Source organism: Rhodococcus sp. 05-2254-2, from assembly GCF_002259095.1.
Classification (GTDB): domain Bacteria; phylum Actinomycetota; class Actinomycetes; order Mycobacteriales; family Mycobacteriaceae; genus Rhodococcoides.
This window is the reverse complement of record NZ_NOZJ01000001.1, coordinates 230,215-252,252: the sequence shown is the minus strand read 5'-3', so window position 1 is coordinate 252,252 and position 22,038 is coordinate 230,215. Positions and strand designations below refer to the sequence as shown.

General features: G+C 65.0%; 23 protein-coding genes. 10 read left to right on the top strand and 13 right to left on the bottom strand.

Annotated elements, in window-relative coordinates; translation table 11 throughout:
- Positions 1–18: 18 nt before the first annotated feature.
- Genes CH283_RS01260 through CH283_RS01250 form a run of 3 tightly spaced genes read left to right on the top strand, consistent with a single transcriptional unit; the run spans position 19 to position 4,712 of the window.
- Entirely contained in the window at positions 19–1,323 is a 1,305-nt protein-coding gene (locus CH283_RS01260; RefSeq protein ID WP_231893724.1) for a hypothetical protein, read from the top strand.
- On the top strand, positions 1,320–2,291 hold the full coding sequence (locus CH283_RS01255) for a glutamate ABC transporter substrate-binding protein (RefSeq protein WP_068048045.1): 972 nt from the start codon (positions 1,320–1,322) through the stop codon (positions 2,289–2,291). Before CH283_RS01260 ends, CH283_RS01255 begins: the two co-directional genes overlap by 4 nt.
- A 12-nt stretch (positions 2,292–2,303) precedes the next feature.
- The gene (locus CH283_RS01250) at positions 2,304–4,712 is read left to right on the top strand and encodes a serine/threonine-protein kinase (protein WP_094640982.1); all 2,409 of its coding nucleotides are present in this window, start codon (positions 2,304–2,306) and stop codon (positions 4,710–4,712) included.
- Here the strand turns inward: CH283_RS01250 and CH283_RS01245 are convergent.
- Both CH283_RS01245 and pta read right to left on the bottom strand, forming a co-directional pair.
- Positions 4,709–5,890 carry an acetate kinase gene (locus tag CH283_RS01245; protein WP_094640981.1) on the bottom strand — a complete coding sequence of 394 codons (1,182 nt, stop codon included), beginning with the start codon at positions 5,888–5,890 and terminating at the stop codon, positions 4,709–4,711. The genes CH283_RS01250 and CH283_RS01245 overlap by 4 nt on opposite strands.
- Entirely contained in the window at positions 5,887–8,010 is a 2,124-nt protein-coding gene (gene pta / locus CH283_RS01240) for a phosphate acetyltransferase (protein WP_176460418.1), read from the bottom strand. Before pta ends, CH283_RS01245 begins: the two co-directional genes overlap by 4 nt.
- A gap of 128 nt (positions 8,011–8,138) precedes the next feature.
- Here pta and CH283_RS01235 point away from each other — a divergent pair, with 128 nt between their 5' ends.
- Complete coding sequence (locus tag CH283_RS01235; protein WP_068048034.1) at positions 8,139–8,651, top strand: nitroreductase/quinone reductase family protein; 513 nt, start codon at positions 8,139–8,141, stop codon at positions 8,649–8,651.
- Between the two features lie 12 nt (positions 8,652–8,663).
- Here CH283_RS01235 and fgd read toward each other — a convergent pair whose 3' ends face one another.
- The 3 genes from fgd to CH283_RS28605 all read right to left on the bottom strand — a co-directional run bounded on the left by fgd (position 8,664) and on the right by CH283_RS28605 (position 10,193).
- The gene (gene fgd / locus CH283_RS01230) at positions 8,664–9,677 is read right to left on the bottom strand and encodes a glucose-6-phosphate dehydrogenase (coenzyme-F420) (protein ID WP_032401751.1); all 1,014 of its coding nucleotides are present in this window, start codon (positions 9,675–9,677) and stop codon (positions 8,664–8,666) included.
- A gap of 64 nt (positions 9,678–9,741) precedes the next feature.
- Positions 9,742–10,074, bottom strand: a complete 333-nt coding sequence (locus CH283_RS01225; protein ID WP_068048031.1) for a YidH family protein — start codon at positions 10,072–10,074, stop codon at positions 9,742–9,744.
- The gene (locus CH283_RS28605; RefSeq protein WP_255183036.1) at positions 10,071–10,193 is read right to left on the bottom strand and encodes a hypothetical protein; all 123 of its coding nucleotides are present in this window, start codon (positions 10,191–10,193) and stop codon (positions 10,071–10,073) included. Before CH283_RS28605 ends, CH283_RS01225 begins: the two co-directional genes overlap by 4 nt.
- Before the next feature lie 224 nt (positions 10,194–10,417).
- On the opposite strand from CH283_RS28605, the gene CH283_RS01220 reads away from it, so the two are divergent.
- Together CH283_RS01220 and CH283_RS01215 are read left to right on the top strand one after the other, a co-directional pair.
- Positions 10,418–10,885, top strand: a complete 468-nt coding sequence (locus CH283_RS01220) for a nuclear transport factor 2 family protein (RefSeq protein ID WP_094640980.1) — start codon at positions 10,418–10,420, stop codon at positions 10,883–10,885.
- On the top strand, positions 10,885–11,451 hold the full coding sequence (locus CH283_RS01215) for a TetR/AcrR family transcriptional regulator (RefSeq protein ID WP_094640979.1): 567 nt from the start codon (positions 10,885–10,887) through the stop codon (positions 11,449–11,451). The genes CH283_RS01220 and CH283_RS01215 overlap by 1 nt, the downstream gene beginning before the upstream one ends.
- A gap of 122 nt (positions 11,452–11,573) precedes the next feature.
- Here CH283_RS01215 and CH283_RS01210 read toward each other — a convergent pair whose 3' ends face one another.
- Positions 11,574–12,269, bottom strand: coding sequence for a GNAT family N-acetyltransferase (locus CH283_RS01210; protein WP_094641416.1), 696 nt, complete (start codon positions 12,267–12,269; stop codon positions 11,574–11,576).
- Between the two features lie 104 nt (positions 12,270–12,373).
- On the opposite strand from CH283_RS01210, the gene map reads away from it, so the two are divergent.
- Positions 12,374–13,147, top strand: a complete 774-nt coding sequence (map, locus tag CH283_RS01205; RefSeq protein WP_094640978.1) for a type I methionyl aminopeptidase — start codon at positions 12,374–12,376, stop codon at positions 13,145–13,147.
- 159 nt (positions 13,148–13,306) lie between these two features.
- Positions 13,307–13,786, top strand: coding sequence for a winged helix-turn-helix domain-containing protein (locus CH283_RS01200; protein ID WP_094640977.1), 480 nt, complete (start codon positions 13,307–13,309; stop codon positions 13,784–13,786).
- A 3-nt stretch (positions 13,787–13,789) separates the two neighbouring features.
- On the opposite strand, the gene CH283_RS01195 is transcribed toward CH283_RS01200, so the two are convergent.
- The 3 genes from CH283_RS01195 to CH283_RS01185 form a co-directional block, all read right to left on the bottom strand.
- On the bottom strand, positions 13,790–14,314 hold the full coding sequence (locus CH283_RS01195; protein ID WP_068054006.1) for a permease: 525 nt from the start codon (positions 14,312–14,314) through the stop codon (positions 13,790–13,792).
- 522 nt (positions 14,315–14,836) lie between these two features.
- Positions 14,837–15,772 carry an NADP-dependent oxidoreductase gene (locus CH283_RS01190; protein ID WP_094640976.1) on the bottom strand — a complete coding sequence of 312 codons (936 nt, stop codon included), beginning with the start codon at positions 15,770–15,772 and terminating at the stop codon, positions 14,837–14,839.
- A gap of 61 nt (positions 15,773–15,833) precedes the next feature.
- A complete protein-coding gene (locus CH283_RS01185) occupies positions 15,834–16,388 on the bottom strand; it encodes a hypothetical protein (RefSeq protein WP_141215321.1) in 555 nt (184 codons plus the stop codon).
- Between the two features lie 308 nt (positions 16,389–16,696).
- On the opposite strand from CH283_RS01185, the gene CH283_RS01180 reads away from it, so the two are divergent.
- Positions 16,697–17,455: an HAD-IIA family hydrolase gene (locus tag CH283_RS01180; RefSeq protein ID WP_068053998.1), complete on the top strand. Its 759-nt coding sequence runs from the start codon at positions 16,697–16,699 to the stop codon at positions 17,453–17,455.
- Positions 17,455–18,528, top strand: a complete 1,074-nt coding sequence (locus tag CH283_RS01175) for an isochorismate synthase (protein WP_094640974.1) — start codon at positions 17,455–17,457, stop codon at positions 18,526–18,528. Before CH283_RS01180 ends, CH283_RS01175 begins: the two co-directional genes overlap by 1 nt.
- 102 nt (positions 18,529–18,630) lie before the next feature.
- Here the strand turns inward: CH283_RS01175 and CH283_RS01170 are convergent, their stop codons facing one another.
- From CH283_RS01170 to CH283_RS01155, 4 genes are read right to left on the bottom strand one after another with little or no spacing between them, the layout of a single operon-like run.
- Positions 18,631–19,854, bottom strand: coding sequence for an O-succinylhomoserine sulfhydrylase (locus CH283_RS01170; protein WP_068054011.1), 1,224 nt, complete (start codon positions 19,852–19,854; stop codon positions 18,631–18,633).
- Complete coding sequence (locus CH283_RS01165; protein ID WP_068053994.1) at positions 19,851–20,264, bottom strand: rhodanese-like domain-containing protein; 414 nt, start codon at positions 20,262–20,264, stop codon at positions 19,851–19,853. The genes CH283_RS01170 and CH283_RS01165 overlap by 4 nt, the downstream gene beginning before the upstream one ends.
- 48 nt (positions 20,265–20,312) lie before the next feature.
- Positions 20,313–20,840, bottom strand: coding sequence for an Rv0361 family membrane protein (locus tag CH283_RS01160; RefSeq protein ID WP_094640973.1), 528 nt, complete (start codon positions 20,838–20,840; stop codon positions 20,313–20,315).
- 48 nt (positions 20,841–20,888) lie between these two features.
- On the bottom strand, positions 20,889–21,752 hold the full coding sequence (locus CH283_RS01155) for a TauD/TfdA dioxygenase family protein (protein ID WP_068053988.1): 864 nt from the start codon (positions 21,750–21,752) through the stop codon (positions 20,889–20,891).
- Positions 21,753–22,038: the final 286 nt, after the last annotated feature.

Sequence of the window (22,038 nt, the reverse complement as noted above, 5' to 3'; positions counted from 1 at the left end):
GCTTATATGCTCGGGTGCGTGATCGCGGCCGGCATTACCCCCTCCGCTGCCGTCCCACCGACAACGGCTACACACGTCGGTGCCGCTGCAGGCAAGCCGCCGGTTCGATACACGATGCGTTCGACGCCTGCGCGGTTGGTCGCGATGGGAACCGCGCTGGTGTTCTTGGCGTTGACGGTCGGAAATCTCGCGTCCACGGCCGTGACCGATCGGGTCGACACCCTGGGCACCCTGTTGGTGCGGACCGAGCCCTTCGCGAACTCGGCACAGAATCTGTACGGGGCACTGTCGGTGGCGGATGCAGCTGCGGCCACCGCCTTCATCGCCGGCGGTCTCGAGCCGCCCGAGGTGCGCGAGCGCTACTCGCAGGCACTCGGCGAGGCGTCGTCCGAGCTGATCGCGGCCTCGGCCGGGGTCGCCGAGAACGACGCGGCCACCAGCGCGGTGCTGACGCAGATCGCCGCCGGGTTACCGGTGTACAGCGGTCTGGTCGAGACGGCGCGAGCCAACAACCGCAGCGGAAATCCGGTGGGCGCGGCCTATCTCGGCGAGGCGTCGACGATGATGCAGACGACTTTGCTGCCGCTGGCCGAGAAGTTGTACACCGAGCAGGCGTCGCGGGTGTCGGCCGATCAGGAACGATTCACCAGTCCGCCGCTGTTCGCGATCGGCTCGCTGGTGTTCCTGTTGCTGATGACCGGCGTGGCCCAGTGGTACCTGTCGCGGACCACTCGCCGCACGTTGAACGTCGGATTCCTCGCTGCCACAGTCGCTGTCGCCGGCCTGCTCGGCTGGATGCTGGTGGTGGGACTGATTTCCTCGATCGCCACCGATCGCGCGATCGACCGCGGCGTGTCTCCGCTGAAGTCGTATACGACGGGTTTCATTCTGGCGCAACAGGCCAGAGCGGACGAAACTCTCGATCTCGCCCGTCGCGGCGGCGGTCAGGATTACGGACAGTCGTTCGACGCGAACGTCTCTCGGCTCACGGAGATGTTCCAGGGCGACACCGCGGTGATCGATGCACTGAACACGTGGTCGGTCTCGCATTCCAGAATCGATTCCGCCCTGGAGGTCGGCGATTTCAACGGTGCGGTCTCCATTGCCACCGGCACCGGCGAGTCCGATTCCGCGGCCGCGTTCACCGCACTGGACAGCGTTCTGGTCGACGGAATCGAGAATGCGCGAAGCGAACTGCGGTCCAACATCGACCGATCGGTATGGGTGCTGTCCGGGCTGTCGAACGGCGCGTACGTGCTCACCGTCGTCGCGTCGGTTGCCTTCGGCGTCGGCCTGTTCCCGAGACTGCGGGAGTACCTGTGAAACGTCTACTCGCCGTCGGCATCCTGGTCACCGCCCTGTTGGTCGGCTGTGCACCGCCCGAGAACTCTGCGCCGCAGGTCGAGACGACGTTCACCGAACCGCCGCTGCCGGAAGGCGCGTCCGTCGCCGCGCGGCCCACCGAGAGCCCAGCCGACGACGAGTGCGCCCGCCCCACCGCCAGCCTGCGACCACTGGCTACCGGCACCGATGTTCCGCCGCCGCCGCAACCGACCGTCGACGCACTGCGCGCCAAGGGCCGCTTGGTCGTCGGACTGGACACGGGCAGCAACCTTTTCAGCTTCCGCGACCCGATGACCGGGCAACTGGTCGGCTTCGATGTCGACATCGCACGGGAAGTCTCACGAGACCTGTTCGGCGATCCCAACCGGTTGGACTTCCGTATCCTCACCTCCGCGGAGCGGCTCGAAGCTCTGCAGAATTCTTCGGTGGACATGGTGGTCAAGACCATGACCATCACGTGCGCTCGCCGCAAGGACGTCCAGTTCTCCACCGTGTACTTCCAAGCGCAGCACCGTGTTCTGGTGGTGCAGGGGTCGGGCATCCGCGGAGTCGAGGACCTGGCGAACAAGCGGGTGTGCGCCGTGGAGGGCACCACCTCGCTGCGACGCCTCCAGCGCGTCCAGCCCGCCGCGACCGTGGTGACGGTACCGATGTGGTCGGATTGCCTTGTGGTGCTGCAGCAACGGCAGGTCGACGCCGTCAGCACCGACGACGCGATCCTCGCTGGTCTGGCAGCACAGGATCCGTACCTCGAGATCGTCGGCGACAGCCTGAGCCCGGAGCCGTACGGGGTGGGAATCAACAAGAACAGCGAGGATCTGGTGCGGTTCGTCAACGGCACGTTGGCACGCATCCGCTCCGACGGCACGTGGAATCGCATCTACAACCGGTGGCTGACCGTGCTCGGCCCCTCCCCCGGTCCGCCCAGCGCGTCGTACAGCGATTAGGGGCGTAGGAACATGGACGACGACGAACAGCAGGCAACGGCCCCGGCGGAGCGAACACAGGCGGTCTCGCGCACCGACGACAGCGAGCGCACCCGGGCAGTGTCGAGAACGCAAGCAGTCTCGGGAACGGACGGCGTCGAGCGCACTCAGGCCGTCTCGCGGTCACCGGTCGACGATCGAACCCCGCCATCGAATGCGTCGTACTCCGCTTCCACCCGTTCCAAGACGGGTCGGTCGAGGTCCGGTCGATCGCGCAGCACCGGGATTCGGCGGCGACTCGGCGGCGGTCTGGTGGAAGTGCCTCGCGTCGAACCGATCGATCCTGCCACGGCCGTGATGTCGGATCCGACGGTGCCGCAGCACAAGCGGTTCTGTTGGAAGTGCAACGCCAAGGTGGGCCGCAGTGAACCGAACGAGCCCGACGTGGCGATGGGCATCTGTCCGCACTGCGGCGCAACGTTCGACTTCACTCCCTTGTTGGAACCGGGCGACCGCGTGGTCGGCCAGTACGACGTACAGGGCTGCATCGCGCACGGCGGACTCGGCTGGATCTACCTCGCCATCGACCGCAACGTCAGCGACCGCTGGGTGGTGCTCAAGGGACTGCTGCATTTCGGTGACGAAGAGGCCCATGCCGTCGCGGTTGCAGAGCGGCAATTCCTCGCCGAGGTCGCCCATCCCGGCGTGGTGAAGATCTACAACTTCGTCGAGCAACCCCGCAGCGACGGGTCGACCGTCGGCTTCATCGTCATGGAGTACGTCGGCGGCCGGTCACTGCGCGACATCCTCACCTCGTGCGGCGACGGAGCACGCCTACCCGTCGAGCAGGCACTGGCCTATGTTCTCGAAGTGCTTCCGGCACTGGGCTATCTGCATTCGATCGGACTGGTCTACAACGACCTCAAGCCCGAGAACATCATGGTCTCCGACGACCAGATCAAACTCATCGACCTCGGTGCGGTCGCGGGTATCGAGGACTACGGCTACCTGTACGGCACAGTGGGCTACCAGGCACCGGAGATCGTCAAGACGGGACCGACGGTGGCGTCGGACATCTTCACGGTCGGCCGCACGCTGGCGGTGTTGACCCTGGACATGCCGTCGAAGAACGGCAAGTACCTCGACGGCCTCCCCTCGGTCGAGGAATCCGAAGTGCTACAGCAATTTCCGTCCCTGCATCGACTGTTGCTGCGCGCGACACACGAGGATCCCACTCGACGGTTCCGATCCGCGGACGAGTTCGCCGGGCAGGCCACCGGTGTGCTGCGTGAGATTCTGGCCATCAGGACGGGTGTCGAGCGGCCGGGGCTGTCGACGGTGTTCAGCCCGCCGCGTACGACCTTCGGCACCGAGCAGTCGGTGGGACGAACAGACACCTACGTCGACGGCACGGTACGGCACGAACGAATGACGGCCGCGGAAGTGGTTGCTGCGCTTCCGGTTCCGCTGGTGGACCCCAACGACCCGAGCGCGCCGCTACTGGCGGCGGCTGTACACGTCGAACCTCGACAGACCCTGGACTCGCTGCAGCACGCCAAACGCAACGGTATCGAACGCGTCAGCCCCGGAGCCGAATCGAGCCGTTCCGCAGGGTCCTCCAGTCCCGTGGAACTGAGCCTCGAGATCACCCTCGCCGAGGTCAAGGCCCATCTGGATCTGGGGAACGTCGTCGAAGCAACCGACATTCTGGCCAAGGTGCAGTCGACCGACCACACCGCGGATCCATGGCGAGTGCAGTGGTACGCAGGCCTGATCGCGCTATTGCATCACGAATACGATTCTGCGTTCACGAGTTTCGACAACGTACTCGGCGCGATGCCCGGCGAACTCGCACCCAAGCTCGCTCTCGGAGCCACCTCGGAATTGCTCGGCCATGCGGCTGCGGGCAACGGCGAGGAAGCCGAGAAGTGGCGGGCCCGCGCCGAAGGACTGTATCGAGCGGTGTGGCGGACCAATCGCGGCATCGTGAGCTCGGCGTTCGGCTTGGCCCGGCAGTTGCAGCGGCGCGGAGATCAGACCGGGGCAATCGCTGCCCTCGATCAGGTGCCGATCAGCTCACGGCACTACTCGATGGCGCGCATGACCAGCGTGCTGACACTGCTGATGGACCGCTCGCGAGCGGAGCTGTCCGAAGCCGATTTCCGTTCTGCTGCACGGCGAGTGGCGTTGCTGCCCAAAGCCGAGAGCCGGGCGCTGCAGATGCGGACACTCGTACTGGCGATGGCATTGGACTGGATCGTCTCCGGCCACGCCGCCACCGCCGAGCGAGAACCCATTCTCAGTGTCCCGTTCACCGAGGACGGCTTGCGGCGCGGCACCGAGAAAGGTCTGAGGGCACTGGCCCGCAACGCCACCGATCGCGCCCACCGTTTCTCTTTGGTGGACCTGGCGAACGCCATTCGGCCGCGTTCGCTGTTCTAGCTGCGTACCAGGCTGTCCGCTGCCCGAGCGATCGCCAGCTCCTCGTTGGTGGGCACCACCAGCACAGTGACGGTCGACGAGTCGGTGGAGATCACCCGAGCCTGCTTGCTGCGCAGCGCATTACGCTCTGGGTCGATCTCGATGCCGAAGCCCTGGAGATTCGCGAGGGCATCGGCGCGCACTGCTGCGGCGTTCTCGCCGACACCGGCGGTGAACGTGATGGCGTCGAGCCGGCCCAGCCCGATCATGTACGCACCGATGTACTTGCGCAGACGGTGGATGTAGACGTCGTATGCCAAGCGTGCGGAGGCGTCGCCGTCGTCGATCCGTTGCTGCAATTGCCGGAAGTCGTTGACCCCGGACAGTCCGATCAACCCGGAGCGACGGTTGAGCAGGGTATCGATGTCGTCGACGCTCATGCCTGCACTGCGACGCAGATGCAGAATCACCCCGGGGTCGATATCCCCACTGCGGGTACCCATCACCAGACCTTCGAGGGGAGTCAGTCCCATCGAGGTGTCGACCGCCTTGCCGCCGGCGACGGCCGAGGCCGAGGCCCCGTTGCCCAGGTGCAGCACGATCTGATTCAGCTCCGCGAGATCGCGTTCCAGGAACTGCGCCACCTGGTCCGAGACGTAGTGGTGCGAGGTGCCGTGGAAGCCGTAGCGCCTGATGTCGTGCTCGGCGGCGACGTTCGCGTCGATGGCGTAGGTCGCGGCCGCGTCGGGCAGGGAATGAAAGAAGGCGGTGTCGAACACTGCCACGTGCGGCACGTTCGGCAGCTGCTTCCTGGCGACCTCGATACCCAGCACGTTCGGCGGGTTGTGGAGTGGTGCAAGACTACTGAGGTCCGAGATCTGCTGCACGACGGCGTCGTCGATGATCGTCGGCCGGTAGAACACGGTCCCGCCGTGGACGACACGATGCCCGACCGCAGTGACCGCCTCCAGTTCGACGCCTGCGTCGGCGAGCATCTCGAACGCCAGCGCCAGACCGGCACCGTGGTCGTCGATGTGCTGGATTCGCTCGACACTCTCACCCCGATAGTCGAGTTCGACTCGGCCGTCGGATTCACCGATGCGCTCGACGAGCCCAGTGGCCACGGACTCTCCGGAGCCAGGGTCGACGAGTTGGAACTTGACCGAGGACGAACCGGAGTTGACGACGAGGATGCTCACTTGCCCTCCTGATCGGCTGCGGCGGCAATCCCCTGCGCCTGAATCGCAGTGATGGCGACGGTGTTGACGATGTCCTCGACCAGCGCACCGCGCGAGAGGTCGTTGACCGGCTTGCGCAGACCCTGCAGAACGGGGCCGACGGCAACCGCACCGGCGCTGCGCTGGACGGCCTTGTAGGTGTTGTTGCCGGTGTTGAGGTCCGGGAAGATGAACACCGTCGCTCGGCCTGCCACGTCGGAATCGGGCAACTTCGACGCGGCGACGGACGGTTCGATCGCCGCGTCGTACTGGATCGGACCCTCCACGAGCAATTCCGGATTGCGTTCGCGCACAAGCGCTGTGGCCTGCCGCACCTTGTCGACGTCCGCTCCGGAACCGGATTCGCCGGTGGAGTACGACAGCATGGCCACCCGTGGTTCGATCCCGAACTGGGCCGAGGTCTGCGCCGAGGACACGGCGATGTCGGCGAGCTGCTCAGCCGTCGGATCGGGTACGACTGCGCAGTCACCGTAGGCGAGAACACGATCGGACAGGCACATCAGGAAGATCGACGACACCGTCGACACGCCCTCGGTCGTCTTGATGATCTCGAACGACGGCTTGATGGTATGTGCGGTGGTGTGCGCCGCACCGGAAACCATGCCATCGGCAATTCCCTTGTGCACCATCATCGTTCCGAAGTACGAGATGTCGGCCATGATCTCGCGGGCACGGTCGATCGTCATACCCTTGTGCTTGCGCAGCTCGGTGTACTCGGCCGCGAAGTCCTCGGCGTAGTCGCAGTTCTTGGGGTCGAGAACCGTCGCACTGTCGAGATCCACGCCCAGTTCCGATGCGCGTCGTCGAATGGGGCCTTCCTCGCCGAGGATCGTCAGGTCCGCAACCTGACGCTGCAGCAGACGTCCGGCAGCCCGGAGGATGCGATCGTCGCCGCCCTCGGGGAGCACGATGTGCTTGCGATCGGCGCGCGCCCGGTGGATCAGCTGGTACTCGAACATCTGCGGGGTCGTGATGGTGGGAATGGCGATGTCGAGCCGCTCCAGAAGAGTTTTCGCGTCGACCCGCTGTTCCATCAGACCGAGCGCGGTGTCCACCTTGCGCTGCGAACCCACCGCCACGCGGCCGCGCGTCTGCGCTGCAGCAGAAGCGGTGTCGAAGGTGCCGAGCTCGGTGGTCAGGATCGGCAACCGGGGGCCGAGCCCTGCCACCAGACGAGCGATCGCCGGATGGGGCTCGATGCCGCCGTTCATGATGATTCCGGCGAGAGACGGAAAGCCCTCCGCCTCATGGGCATTGACGAGGGCGAGCAATACGTCGGATCGATCTGCAGGCGCGATGACGACGACGCCCTCGGTGAGGCGTTCGAGGATGTGCTCGGCCGTCATGCCACCGACCATGACCCGCAACGCTTCTCGCTGCAGCAACGACGAATCACCGGAGTACAGTTTGCCGTCCACCGCCTCGAGCAGTTCCGCCATCGTCGGCGCGACGAGGAGCGGAATCTCCGGCAGAGACCACGCGGGCACGCCGACCGACGCCAACGCGTCGGTGACCGCATCGAGATCCTCGGGGGCGCAACGGTTCGCCACGATCGCAGCCAGGTGGGCATGATGCTGACGCAGTTCGCCCTGGCACAGAGTGGCCAACTGCGCGATTTCGTCGGGCATGCGACCGGACCCGCGCAGCGCAAGCAACACGGGGGCACCGAGATTGACCGCGATGCGCGCATTGAAGCCGAGTTCACTGGGGCTGCCGACGTCGGTGTAATCACTGCCCACGATCACCACGGCGTCGCACTGGGACGCCACCTCGTGATAGCGATTGACGATCTCACTGAGCGCTGCATCCTGATCGGCGTGCACCTGCTCGTACGTGACACCGAGCGACTGCTCGTACGTCAGATCTGCGGTGGTGTGCTCGACGAGCAACTCGAGGATGTAATCGGGTTCGTCGGTCGATCGAGCAATGGGACGGAACACCCCCACCCGGGCCGCGGAAGCGGCGAGCATCTGCAGCACACCGAGCGCGATGGTCGACTTCCCGGTGTCCCCTTCCGGTGACGCGATGTAGATGCTCGAGGGATACATGTCCGACGCGTCGGTGCCGCTGGGCTCAGCCATGACCGCCAGCCTAGTAGGGGTCGTTCCGCGGGCTCCACTCCTGGCTGGTAGGGCTCGTTCCGCAGGCTCCACTCCTGCCCAGCAGGTGGGGTGTTGACACCGGGCGCGGTCGGGTTGTCCCATGAACCATGGCCGAATCACCGTTCCCGGATGTGCGCTGGGGCAGCGAGACATCGTTCATCCGCAAGCCCGCCGTGAAGTTCGCGTCGACGAAGCCCGGTTCGTGGGTAATCCGGAACCTCGCAGGCGTCGACCGGTGGCTCTTGACCAAATCCGACGGCCGCTTCACCGTCCTCGGGCCGATCGCGGCTCCGGTGGTGTTGCTGACCACCACCGGCCGAAAATCCGGCAAGCCCAGGACGAGTCCGCTGCTGTACTACCGGGAGGGCGACAAGATCTACGTCGTCGGATCCAATTTCGGTCAGCAGCACCACCCGGCGTGGACGTCGAACCTCCTCGCAGACCCGAAGGCCGTGGTGGCCATCGGCGGCAAGAAGATTCCGGTGACGGCCACCCGGATCACCGGCGACGAGAAGGCTCGTATCTACCGGCAGTTCGACGCGATGGTCGAGGTCTACGGCGAATACGAGACCCGGACCGACCGCGACATGCGATTGTTCGCACTCGCGGCCGATCTCTAGTCTCTTCGGGATTCAGCCGAGCTTGCGCAGGCGCGGGGCCAGGTCCTTCTCGAACAGCTCCAGGAACCGCTTCTGATCGTGTCCGGGCGCGTGGAACACCAAGTGATTCAGGCCGGCATCGGTGTACTGCTTGACCTTCTCCACTGCCTCGTCCGGGTCCGATGCGACGATCCAGCGCTTGGCCACCTGCTCGATGGGCAACTCGTCGGCGGCCTTCTCCATCTCGATCGGATCGTCGATCGAGTGCTTCTGCTCGGGCGTCAGTGACAGCGGGGCCCAGAAACGGCAGTTCTCCAGCGCCAGTTCGGGATCGGTGTCGTAACTGATCTTGATCTCGATCATCTTGTCGATCTCGCCGGCGTCGCGCTCGGCCTTGCCCGCGCCCTCTTCGACGGCCGGAAGCAGCTTGTCGGTGTAGAGCTCCATGCCCTTGCCCGACGTGCAGATGAATCCGTCGCCCGCACGTCCTGCGTACCGCGCCACCACGGGTCCGCCGGCCGCGATGTAGACCGGAATACCGCCCTCGGGGACGTCGTAGATCGACGCGCCCTTGGTGGTGTAGTACTCGCCCTCGAAGTCGACGCGGTCGCCGAGCCACAGCTCACGCATCAACCGCACCGACTCACGCAGGCGCGCGAATCGTTCCTTGAACTCCGGCCATTCGCCGGTGAATCCGGTCGCGATCTCGTTGAGCGCCTCTCCGGTGCCCACACCCAGCATGATGCGTCCGGGGTACAGGCAACCCATCGTCGCGAACGCCTGCGCGATGACCGACGGGTTGTAACGGAACGTCGGCGTCAGTACCGAGGTGCCGAGCTGAATCGTGTTCGTCCGCTCCCCGACGGCCGTCATCCAGGCAAGCGAGAACGGTGCGTGACCGCCTTCGTGCCGCCACGGCTGGAAGTGATCGCTGACCGTCGCCGAATCCATACCGTGCTGCTCGGCGAGCACACCGAGCTCGACCAACTCACGCGGTCCGAACTGCTCCGCCGATGCCTTGTACCCCAGCTTGAGACCCTGCGCCACGCCGAACTCCTGTCGTTGGTCGTCCTAGTTCTTCGATTGTGCACCTGTGGTGGTTCACCACGCTCTACTGGATCCCCAGAACCGTGACCACTGCCGCCAGTACCGCTACGAAGCCGATACCTACCGCGAAGATCCACAGATCTCGTGACTCGGGCATCGGTGCACCACTTTCGAGGGCATCGCGAACGCGCATCCACCGTCGCAGACCGATGATCGGTGCCGCCGCAGCAAGACCGATCAGAATCAGGCCCAGCGCCGTCCGAACCCACCCGGTGCTGAAATCGGGAACCAGGTGGACGATCGCGATTCCGCCGGCGAGCAGGCCGAGAGAGGTTCGCAGCCAGGCGAGAAAGGTGCGTTCGCTGGCGAGTGTGAACCGCTCGTCGGGGCGCGTCACGCCCGTGGGGTCATGCGCTCGCGAGTCAGATGGGCAACCTGGTCCGGGTCGTCGGGGGTGAAGACCGGCGAGATGCGGCGGAGAGTGAGCACCACTGCAGTGTCCTTCTTGGGACGCATCACGTCCAGCGGGAGCCACTGATCGATTGTCGACGCACCCCACAGTCACCACGTCCGCTCCCGGAACTCGAGTTCGAGCAGACCCTGTCGGTCGGATTGCACGCTGCGCGAGGGCATGAGCAGTCAGGAGAAGCCATTGGCTTCGCCTGTACCTTTTGGTACAGTGTGTATCGATCAGTACACACTGTACCGCCTGGCACCCGACTGCTTCGATAGGAGCCCACATGTCTCGTCCTCCGCTTCCGCCGTTCACCGAGGCCACGGCCATCCAGAAAGTCCGCGCCGCAGAAGACGCGTGGAACACCTGCGACCCCGAGCGCATCTCTCTCGCGTACAGCGAGGACAGCTGGTGGCGTAACCGCACGACCTTCGTTCGAGGCCGCACCGAGATCGTGGAGTTCCTCACCGACAAATGGGACCGCGAGCTCGATTACCGGCTCATCAAAGAGTTGTGGGCGTACACGGGCGACGTGATCGCCGTTCGCTTCGCCTACGAGTATCGTGACGTCACCGGACAATGGTTCCGCGCCTACGGCAACGAGAACTGGCACTTCGATAAGGACGGACTGATGACGCACCGCCACGCGAGCATCAACGACGTCGCGATCACGGAGTCCGACCGTAAGTTCTTCTGGGATGCATCCGGCCCCCGTCCCGCCGACCACGCCGGCCTGAGTGACCTCGGACTGTAATGGCCCGAACTGTCCTCGAACGCTCGGATGCGGTCCGAGCCCTCGCCGACGTGTTCCGCAAGCGCGGTTTCGAGAGCGGCTCTCTTTCCGTCATCCAGCAGGAGACCGGGCTCGGCAGGGGCAGCCTCTACCACTTCTTTCCCGCAGGAAAGACGGACATGGCCCGTGCGGTCCTCGAGCAGGTAGGCAAGTGGTTCGAGGAACAGATCTTCGTTCCCTTGCGCACCACCGAGAACACCACGAGCGCGATCGAGGCGATGTCACGGGAGGTCACCGACTACTTCATGACCCGCGAAAGCGTGTGCCTGTTCGCGGCGATCACGCTGGGTCAGGAGAAGGCAACATTCGCCGAAGCGGTCCGGAACTACTTCACGGACTGGGTCGACGCTCTCGCCGAGGCACTGCAACGCGGCGGGCTCTCGACCCAGGAGGCGGCGGCCCGTGCCTTGGACGCGGTCGCGACGATTCAGGGCGGACTGATCCTGGCCCGTGCCTACGGCGACCACGCGACCTTCCTGCGGATCATCGACCGCACCGAGCAGCGCCTGCTCGCCCCCGCTCCCTGAGCGGGCTCTTGCGGTCGACCGGTCTGCCGCCCCCGAACACCCGCGCGACCGAACCCCGGCCTCACCTTGTTCGTGGACACACAATGACGGCAAGGCGACGAAGAGATACCGCTGTTCCGACGTCAGGCGTCGAGCGCACGTTCCGGAGTTCTCACCAACGTCAGGTGCGAGGTGCGGCGCAACTCGAATCCGATGGAGAGATAGAGCTCGATGGCGCGCACGTTCGCGTCCGACGCATGCAGGAACGGCTCCTCACCGCGGGCGCGAATACCGCGACCGACCGCGCGAACCAGGTCGGTGGCCAGCCCCTGCCCGCGGAACGCCGGGTCGGTGCAGACGGCACTGATCTCCGTCCACCCCGGTGGATGCATGCGCTCGCCTGCCATCGCGATCAGCGCGCCATCGCGTCGAACACCGAGGTACGTGCCGAGTTCGATGGTGCGGGGCAGGAACGGCCCGGGCTCGGTGCGGCCCACCAGATCGAGCATCTCCGGGACGTCCGCTGCTGTCAGCTCCACCGCCTCGGCGAAGGGCCGCGTTTCGAGGTGCGTGCCGACGAGCTGCACCAGACCGAAGGTCTCCAGGTGCGACCACCCCTCGGGCAGTGCGCGTTCCGGGCCGTTCAGCCCGACGACGGTTCGTGGGCCGAACAGCGCAGCGATGTCGTCCCAGTCCTTGGCCTCGAGGACGTCGGGGTGCACCAGAAACGGAGACACCGCAGGATCGGCGCGCATGATCCGTCCGCGCCGGACCGCGAACCGCGACAGTGAGCCCTCGAGGGAATTACGAACGGGGTCGTCGAGAGGATGAGCAGACACGACAGACAGCGTCGCACGATCCGGCTCACGGCTATGCGTGCCGTCGGGCTCGTCACCAATACTTATACCGGTATCGTTGTTCGGCACACGGCGAAAGGCTCCACATGATCGAAATTCTTCCTCCCACCAAGATCCCCCTCGCGCGCGAATCCGGCGCTCTGGTGGCCGGCATTCTCCGGACCGTCCGCGAACGCGCCACAGTCGGCACCAACCTGCTCGAGATCGATCAGTGGACCAAGGACATCATCGAAGGAGCCGGGGCGACGTCCTGCTACGTCGACTACGCGCCGTCCTTCGGCCGCGGCCCGTTCGGCCACTACATCTGCACTTCCGTCAACGATGCTGTGCTGCACGGCCTTCCACACGACTACGCGCTGGCCGACGGCGATCTGCTGACGCTGGACCTGGCCGTGATCCTCGGCGGCGTCGCGGCGGATTCGGCCATCAGTTTCGTCGTGGGTGAGAACAAGCCCGCCAGGGCTCTCTCGATGATCGACGCCACCGAACGTGCGTTGGCTGCGGGAATCGAAGCAGCTGGACCGGGCAACAAGATCGGCGATATCTCGCACGCCATCGGCACGGTGCTGAGCGCTGCCGGTTACCCGATCAACATGCAGTTCGGCGGCCACGGCATCGGCTCGACGATGCACCAGGATCCCCACGTCTCCAACTCCGGACGGCCCGGCCGCGGCTACCGCCTCCGCCCGGGCTTGATGTTGGCTCTCGAGCCGTGGGTCATGGAGGACACCGCCGAACTCGTCACCGACCCCGACGGCTGGACCCTGCGGAGCACGACGGGGTGCCTCACCGCGCACAGCGAGCACACCGTGATCATCACCGACGACGGTGCAGAGATCATGACGTTGCCGAAATCCTGAGTCGACGGCCACGGGGTCAACCGTTGCGATCACGGTGAGTGGATCCCTGGCGGAACTGCCGATAGCCGACGAGCCTGTGTCTGTGAGCGAGAACTGTCGCTGCTCCCGCTGACCATCCGTCCAGCATCCGCAGCACCCTTGTCACAGGAGCCATCCATCATGAGCACCGAAGCGACCGTCGTCGTCCGTATCTCCGATTCCGGCACGGCGTCCCTGCAGGGACTGACTCGACCACAGCTGCATGCACTCGCCGATGCCCTACGCAGTGCCGCCAAGAGCTACGCCCCGCACGCGAAGATCCTGACGCGCTTCGATGTACGCGTCAGCGAGCTCAACGCTCCACTGGTGATCGATCTGCCTGCCCGCGATGTGATCCTCGGCGGCAGGAGCGTTCGTCTCTCCCACACCGAGTTCGAGATATTCGCCTACCTGGCGCGGCACCCTCGGGTCGTGGTCGGACGATCCGAACTCGGCACCTCCGACGGCGGACGCAGTGTCGACGTCCACCTCTCCCGAGTGCGCACCAAACTCGGTCAGTTCGGTCGACTGATCACCACGGTCCGGGGAACCGGCTATCGCTTCGACCCGGAACCGGGAATCCGCGTCATCACGCAACCGACGGTATTGCGCAGCGCCTGAGAGTTATTGCGACAGAGCAGCAGCTCTGCGGCGACGCTTCCGCCGGACCACCACGAACACCAGCAAGGCAAACAGAACCACGGCAATGAGGGCCCCGAGGGCCGTAGCGCCGCGGAAGCCAGGCGCGCTGGTGTCGAGGGTGCGTTCGCCGGCATGAGCGGCGTTGCTGGTTCCGAGAACGATCGTGAGCGTCAACAGGTTCGGGATGGCCGTGACGACGGCCAGGATGACCGAGCCGATCGCCAATTGCTTGCCCGCCCTGCCCTTCCGAACCGACCAGGCGCTCCAGAAGAACACCAGCGGCGCGAACGTGCAGACGATGCCGAACAGCAGGCCCCACAGAATGCCCTTGGTGAACGTGCGGTCGGCCAGGGTCTCCACCCGCAGACTCCACCAGCGCGGAAGGAACGCTGCCAGGATGAAGTAGGCGATCAACAGCAGGACGATGCCGGCTCCGACGAGAATGCCCCGCCTCTTCCAGTTCGCCGAGCTGGTCGACGGTGCGGGCGTGGTCGGATCGGCAGTCATGCCGACAATCGTAGAGCCTGCACAGCAGTGCCCCAGTCGTGTCGAGACCCGATCGTTAACTGAAAAGGTCCGCGAAGACGAAAACTAGGTCCGGCGGGCCGAGATTTCGACCAGCGGGCTCTGGCCGGATTCGCGTCCCTCGGAAGCACTGCGATACGGCCACAGCGCTCGTGCCAGTAGAACCGACCGACAGTCCGATCCACATCCATGCCAGATCGCGTTGTAGGAACGCAAGTGCTGCACCGACAAGCGTGAGCACGGAGCCGATCCCAATCGAGCTGCACCGTGTTGAGCGCATCGGCCGCCGAACGAGAATCCTCGACCTCGAAGACGGACGAGACTTCCGAGCGAACTGCCGCAGGACCGCCTGAGCGCCGTCGATACCGGCCGGGCCGACAACCCCGCGATGCCTGACGACTCGAGCGGCCGAGACCTCACACCCCTTATGCCGACCGATCACCCTTGATCTGACCCGAGTTCGAGTGATCGGTCGGGAAAAAGGGTGTGAAGTTACCCGAACAGCTAGGGAATCAGGACGAACTTTCCGCGAGGGTGTGCCGTCTGTAGTTCGGCGTGCGCCCTGGCGACGTCATCGAGTGGGAAGGTCTTGGCAACCGTCACCTCGAACACCCCCGCACCCGCCTGCTCCAGCAGCACCGGGGAGGCGAGGCGTCGACGCTCCATGCTCGCCGGCCCACCGACGGTCGAAAACCCGTCTGCCGAGGCCCGCCCGAAGGCTGCCGTCGTCACCAATCTTGCTCGATCCGTAAGCAATTCGAGAGACACGTCGATGGCCTCGTCGGTGCCCACCGTGTCGATGGCTGCGTCGATGCCGTTCGGTGCGGCCGCCCGCACGCGGTCCAGCAATCCGTCGCCGTACTCGATCGGCTCGACCTCGAAGGCACGCAGCGCTTCGTGATTCCGAGCGCGAGCAGTCCCGATGACGGTGGCACCACGCGCCGTCGCGAGCTGAGCCACCACAGATCCGACACCGCCCGCAGCCCCGTGCACGAGCACCGTGTCGCCGCTCTTCACGCCGACGGATTCCAGTGCGTCGTAGGCTGTTCCGGCAACGGCCAGCACCCCGGCGGCGACCTCCCAATCCAGATTCGCCGGCTTCGGGAACACGAAGCGCGCGGGCGCGAGAATCTTCTCGGTGTACGTGCCGTTCACGCCGGAGACGATCACCTCGTCGCCGACGGCTATCGAACCGCCCGGGCCCTCGACAGTGCCGCCGACTGCCACCACGATTCCGGACGCCTCACTGCCCAGGGCGATCGGGAGCTTCGATTCGTCGGTGCCGAACGCACCGCTGTAGCTCTTGAAGTCGAAGGGATTGACTCCGATCGCCTTCAGCTCGACCAGAACCTCGCCCTCGGAGGGTTCGGGTAATTCTCGTTCGACGATCTCGACGACTTCCGGACCACCGTAGGACGCTGCAACTGCTGCTTTTGTCATGCAAAGCACAACGACCGACACGGTCGAGAATGTTCCGGTCAGACCCTCATTGTCCGACGACTCAGACGGCCACGGACAGCTGGTTTCGTTCGTCCCGCTCCAGGACCGAACCTGCGCGGTGAAGAACGGCACTCGGCTCCGTCAGGTTCGCGCGCTCGACCCAATAGTCGATTGTTTCCCGGCCTGCCTCGAACTGCGCGAGCATCTCCAGACACAGCCATGACACGACCGAGAAGTCCGGCTCCACTCCGTCGAGCCCTGTCAGTGCCACTTCTTCTGCCACCGAGAGCAGCGCACGATCGGTCTCGAAACAACTCCGATCGAGCCATGCCGCAGCACGACGAAGAAGTGCCCAATCCAACTGGGGCACAGCCTCGGTCGCCGACTGCCTACACAATTCTGCCGTCGCAGCGAGCACATCCGCAACCGGACTCGACACCGCACCGTCCAATTCGACGAGCAAGCCTCGCTCCGAATCGATCATGTCTGCCATGTAGTGCCAGCGGACGGGAATTGCCGCGCCTTGGGGCCACAATTCCGTCATCCCGAACTGAAGTCGGGCGATCAGTTCCCTCGGTGAACTGCACGAAGCGGCGAAGCGAAAAGCGTCGTTCATGTCGATCATCCCCACTGGGTCAACACTCAGCCAACGGACACCGGCTCGGAATCGAGCTCGGGAGGTGCTGCAATGCAGTGGCGTCTGTCGCCGAACAAGCAACGCTGCTGTGGTCGTTACGTCTGCCTTGCCCGTTATTGAACGCCGTGACCAGCGCACGCGCGACTCGGCGTTACCGGAAATCGACAACGTCACAATTTTCCCGACCTACCGCCGAGCCGAACGCGCGAGTGGAGCCTGCGGAATGGGCGAGTAGGTAAAATACGGAGGTGAGTGAAATCGAGAAGCCTCAGCAGTGGACGTATCTGATGGACATGGACGGCGTGCTCGTCCACGAGGATCATCTGATTCCCGGTGCCGACACGTTCCTCGCCGAGTTGCAGGCCAACGAGATTCCGTTCATCGTGTTGACGAACAATTCGATTCGCACCCCTCGTGACCTGCGCGCACGTCTCGCATTCACCGGTCTGGACATTCCGGAGAAGTCGATCTGGACCTCCGCTCTCGCCACCGCGACGTTCCTTGGCAATCAGCGACCCGGAGGCAGCGCATACGTCGTCGGCGAGTCGGGTCTGACGACGGCCCTGCACGACATCGGCTACACCCTTACCGATTCGAGCCCCGACTACGTGGTACTCGGCGAGACTCGGACCTACTCGTTCGAGGCCATCACCACCGCCATCCGCCTCGTCGAGAAGGGTTCGCGCTTCATCGCCACCAACCCCGACGCCACCGGACCGTCCCGTGAGGGCTCGCTGCCTGCGACCGGTTCGGTTGCCGCGCTGATCACCAAGGCCACCGGTAAAGAGCCGTACTACGTGGGCAAGCCCAACGCGTTGATGATGCGTTCGGCGCTGCGTGCGATCGGTGGCCATTCCGAGAACACGCTGATGATCGGCGACCGGATGGACACCGACGTGCTCTCGGGCCTCGAAGCCGGACTGCAGACCATCCTGGTTCTCACCGGCATCTCGACGGTCCAGTCCGTCGAGCAGTACCCGTACCGACCGACCAAAGTCCTCGATTCCGTCGCAGACCTGGTGGGCCGCACGCAGAACCCCTTCTGATGACTCTCGAATTCGTTCTCTCCCGTCAGGATCACCACGTGGTCGGCCTCGGCGTGCAGCAGAGCTTCCCCGATATCGCCGACGCAGTGGCCGCGGTGCGAGACGGCCGAAACGTCGTCGGCGCAATCCCTTTCGACATGTCCGACGCCACCGCGCTGATCGAGCCAGAGGAGTTCTACCGTCTCGACGGGCCGTGGGCAACGGTCGATGCTCTCCCGCCATTGCCGACCGTGACCGTTGCGCGGCAGATTCCCGATCCGAGCGTTCACGTGCAGCGAGTCCGGGATGTCGTCGAGCAATTGAAAGCCGGTGTGGCCGAGAAGATCGTGCTGGCGCGGGCCATCGAGGTGACCGCGGATTCGCCGATCGACCCTGTCTCGGTGCTGAGCGCGTTGGTCTCCCGGGACCCGATGGGCAACGGATTTCTGGCGGACCTGTCTCCCACTGGCGACTCGGGTGGGCACATCGTCGGCTCGAGTCCCGAGTTGCTGGTTCGCAAGCGCGGCAATATCGTCACCTGCCATCCGTTCGCGGGAACGGCAGCACGGTCGACCGACCCCGACGAGGAAGCGCGCATCTCCACGGCGTTGGCGGCGAGTGCGAAGGATCAGGCAGAACATCGCTTCGTCGTCGACGAGATCAGGGCTGCGTTGACGCCGTTCTGCGAGACGCTCGATGTGCCCGAGTCGCCGCAGCTCAGCAGCACTCCGCAGCTGTGGCACCTGTCGACGCCCATCGTCGGAACGCTGGCCGATCCCGCGACCTCGGCACTCGACCTGGCGCTTGCGCTGCACCCCACCGCCGCCGTCGCCGGGGTGCCCCGAACTGCGGCGATGGACACCATCGAGAGCGTCGAGGGATCCCGCGGCTTCTACGCCGGGGCCGTCGGATGGACCGATGGCAGCGGCGACGGCGAATGGATGGTCACCATTCGCTGCATCGAACTTTCGGCCGACGGGCTGACCGGAACGGCCACCGCCGGTGGCGGCATCGTCGCGGATTCGGATCCCGACGCCGAACTCGACGAAACCACAGCGAAATTCAGAACCGTGCTGAGCGTCTTCGACCGCTGATTCGATCCGGTCCGCACAACATCTACGCCTCGCGCAGAAATCCACGCCCGCCGAACGGGGTGTGGATCTGCACGCGGGGCGTAGATTCGTCCGCTGCGCCGACTACTTCAGGGCCTGGTCCAGATCTCCGATCAGATCCTCGGTGTCCTCGAGGCCGATGGAAATGCGTACGACACCGTCGGTGATCCCCACTGCCGCACGACCTTCCGGACCCATCGCGCGGTGCGTGGTGGTGGCCGGGTGGGTGATGAGCGACTTCGAGTCACCCAGGTTGTTCGAGATGTCGACGATGCGCAACGCGTCGAGCACCTCGAAGGCACGCTTCTTGGCCTCGCCCTCGGGAGCATCGAGCTCGAACGTGACGACGGTACCGCCGCCCGACATCTGCGACTTCGCCAGCTCGTATTGCGGATGTGACTGCAGGAACGGATATTTCACCCAACGCACCGCAGGGTGAGATTCGAGGAACTCGGCGATCTGCAGCGCGGAGTTCACCGAATGCCGCACTCTTACCGGCATCGTCTCCAGTCCCTTGAGCAGCGTCCACGCGTTGAACGGGCTCAGCGCCGGACCGGTGTGCCGCATCAGGGTCTGCACCGGACCGTCGATGTACTCCTTCGATCCGAGGATCGCACCGCCGAGCACCCGACCCTGACCGTCGATGTGCTTGGTGCCGGAATACACCACCACGTCGGCACCGAGTTCGAGGCTGCGCTGCAACAGCGGCGTCGCGAACACGTTGTCCAGCACCACAGTTGCACCGGCGGCATGAGCCATCTCGGAGACGCGTCGAACATCGACCAACGACTGCATCGGGTTGGACGGGGTCTCGAAGAACACCGCCGTCGTCGGCACCGACAGGGCCTGCTCCCACTGCTCGAGGTCCTCGCCGTCGACGAAGACGGTCTCGACGCCCCAGCGCGGCAGGATTTCGTTGCAGACCACGAAGCACGAGCCGAAAAGGCTACGCGCAGCAACCAATCGGTCACCGGCCTTCAACAGCGCACCCAGCGCGGTGAACACCGCCGACATTCCACTCGAGGTACCGAAGCACGCCTCGGCACCCTCGATCAGGCGCAGTCGCTCCTCGAACATCTTGACCGTCGGGTTGCCGTAGCGCGAGTACACGAAATGATCGATGTCTCCGGTGAACGCCTGTTCGGCGGCTCCGGCACTCTCGTACACGAAACCCGAAGAGAGATAGAGAGCCTCGGCGTTCTCGTCGAAGCCCGATCGCATCAGACCACCGCGAACGCCCAGCGTTCCCAGACCCACACCCTCGGGTAACGGCTTGTCGAAACCCCCGCCTTTCGGATTCCCGCTCACGACTGCCTCCAAGGCAACCCGACCGCACGCCACCCCGTGGCTCCGCGGTGGCCGTCGGCGTCGGTGGCACCTTCGAAACCGTCGAGCACGTTGTAGGACGGGCCGATTCCCGCAGCGGTCGCGGCTTCGGCGGCACCGATGGATCGCTGACCGGAGCGGCACAGGAACACCACCGGCCGATCGCCGTCCACGCCTGCGGCTTTCAGGTCGTCGACGAAGTTGGCGTTGCGGGCGCCGTCGGGAAAGCTGACCCACTCGATCAGGTGCGTCGGGCGGTCGATGCCGGAGGTGTCCGGGACACCGACGTACTGCCACTCGGCGCGCGTCCGAACATCCACGAGCACGGCCTCGGGGTTGCTCTGCAACAACTCCCAGGCAGCTTCCGGGGTTATGTCACCTGCGTAGGTCACTTGATCAGCCTTCCGTCACTCGCTTTTTCGACATCACACACGTACCGGTCAGACATTGCACACCAGCCACTTGTCGTCCACACGAACGAAATTCCACACGTCGTCGGTCTGCACTCCGGATTTCTCTTCCTTCAGCGGGACCGTGACCATTCCGCGGTCGCCGTTGACCTGGTACTCGGTCGGCACACCGTCGATGGACGTCTCGCCGTTGCGCTCGACCTCGCCGGCCCGATCGGTTCGGTACTGCGCGTCGTCACCCGGAATCAGGCGCTCGACCTGATCGAAGCAGGTGTTCTGACGCAGCAGCTCCGCGTTACCGGTGTTCTGCGCTTCGAGGAACCCGTCGAGGCTGTCGGTGAGCAACTGGGCCTGCGTCACGTTGTCCTCCGCGGGAGCGAACTTCGAGGCCGCGAAGATGCCGACGAGCAAGACGACGACGATGCCCACGGCGATGATGAACGGCCACGCGTTGGGCGGACGCTGCTCACCGGACTCGGCAGCCGCCTTGGATGCGTTGTTGCGCGCTTCCTCACGACTGTCGACCCACTGCTGCCTACGTTCACTCCACGACGCCATGAAGCCAATCTTCCTCGATCCGACGGGTCCGCGTTCAGCTGGGGCCTCTCAGCGAGAGGGGCCGACGGGGATGTCTCCACGCAACGTGATGCGGTGCATCTTGCGGTGCTCGGTGCCGTAGTCGCGGTTGGCGTAGTGCGAGGTGCTGCGGTTGTCCCACAGCACCAGGTCGCCCAACCGCCAGCGGTGCCGCACGATGTGCTCGGGTTTGGTCAGGTGCGCGTAGAGCAGATCCAGGATCCCGCGACTCTCGGCCTCCGACACACCCACGATGTGAGAGGTGAAACCCGGATTGACGAACAACCCCTTGCGGCCGGTTTCCGGATGGACCCGCACGACGGGATGTTCGACGGGGACCAGCGCGGTGACTTCCTTGCCGTCCCACACGTTGCCTTTTCCGCCGCGCTTCTGCGCGAGGTAGTAGCCGAATTCACGGTTGCCGTCGTGAATTGCCGTGAGCCCGTCGATCATTCGACGCACGGGCGCGGACAGCGATTCGTACGCGAGCTGGCTGTCGGCCCAGTTGGTGTCGCCGCCGTGCGGTGGCAGGACGACGGGCCGCAGGATCGAACCCAACGGCGGACGTTCCATGAACGTGACGTCGGTGTGCCAGACGTCGGCGAATCCGTTGTCCTGACTGTCGAGCGCGTAGACCTCGGGGGCGACGTGGCCGCTGTCGTGCACCGGGTGGCCTGCCGTCAGGTCGCCGAGCCTGCGACCGAATTCGACGTGTGCCGCGTCGTCGAGCGTCTGCCCGCGCAGCACCAGAACCTTGTGCTCGACGAGGGCTCGGCGCACGGCGTGAATCTGCGCATCGGACGCCGCGGCGACGTCGAGGCCGATGACCTCGGCACCGAACGACGGGCCGAGCTTGTCGAAAGTGAGCGTGACGGGCTGTTCCAGAGTGGTCATGTGTCCTCGAATCTGTGCACGGCAGATGGGCTGATTCAGGCAGCGCTGCCGTCGAGAGAGGGGTCCCGTCCTGTTCAGGGAGGGGGAAGGGCGTCGGGTCTTGTCACCGACAACACATGTTGGTGCAGGTACGACAGAAGTCGACGGTGAACCGTCGGACCAGGTATGTCGTCTCCACAGAGCAATTCCTACCGGAAACCGGGAAATCCGGCAAGTTGCCCACTGCCCCAGCTCAGGTTGTCCTTAATTTATGCTGGGGTGTCCGCACTTCCCTCGAAGAAGGTAG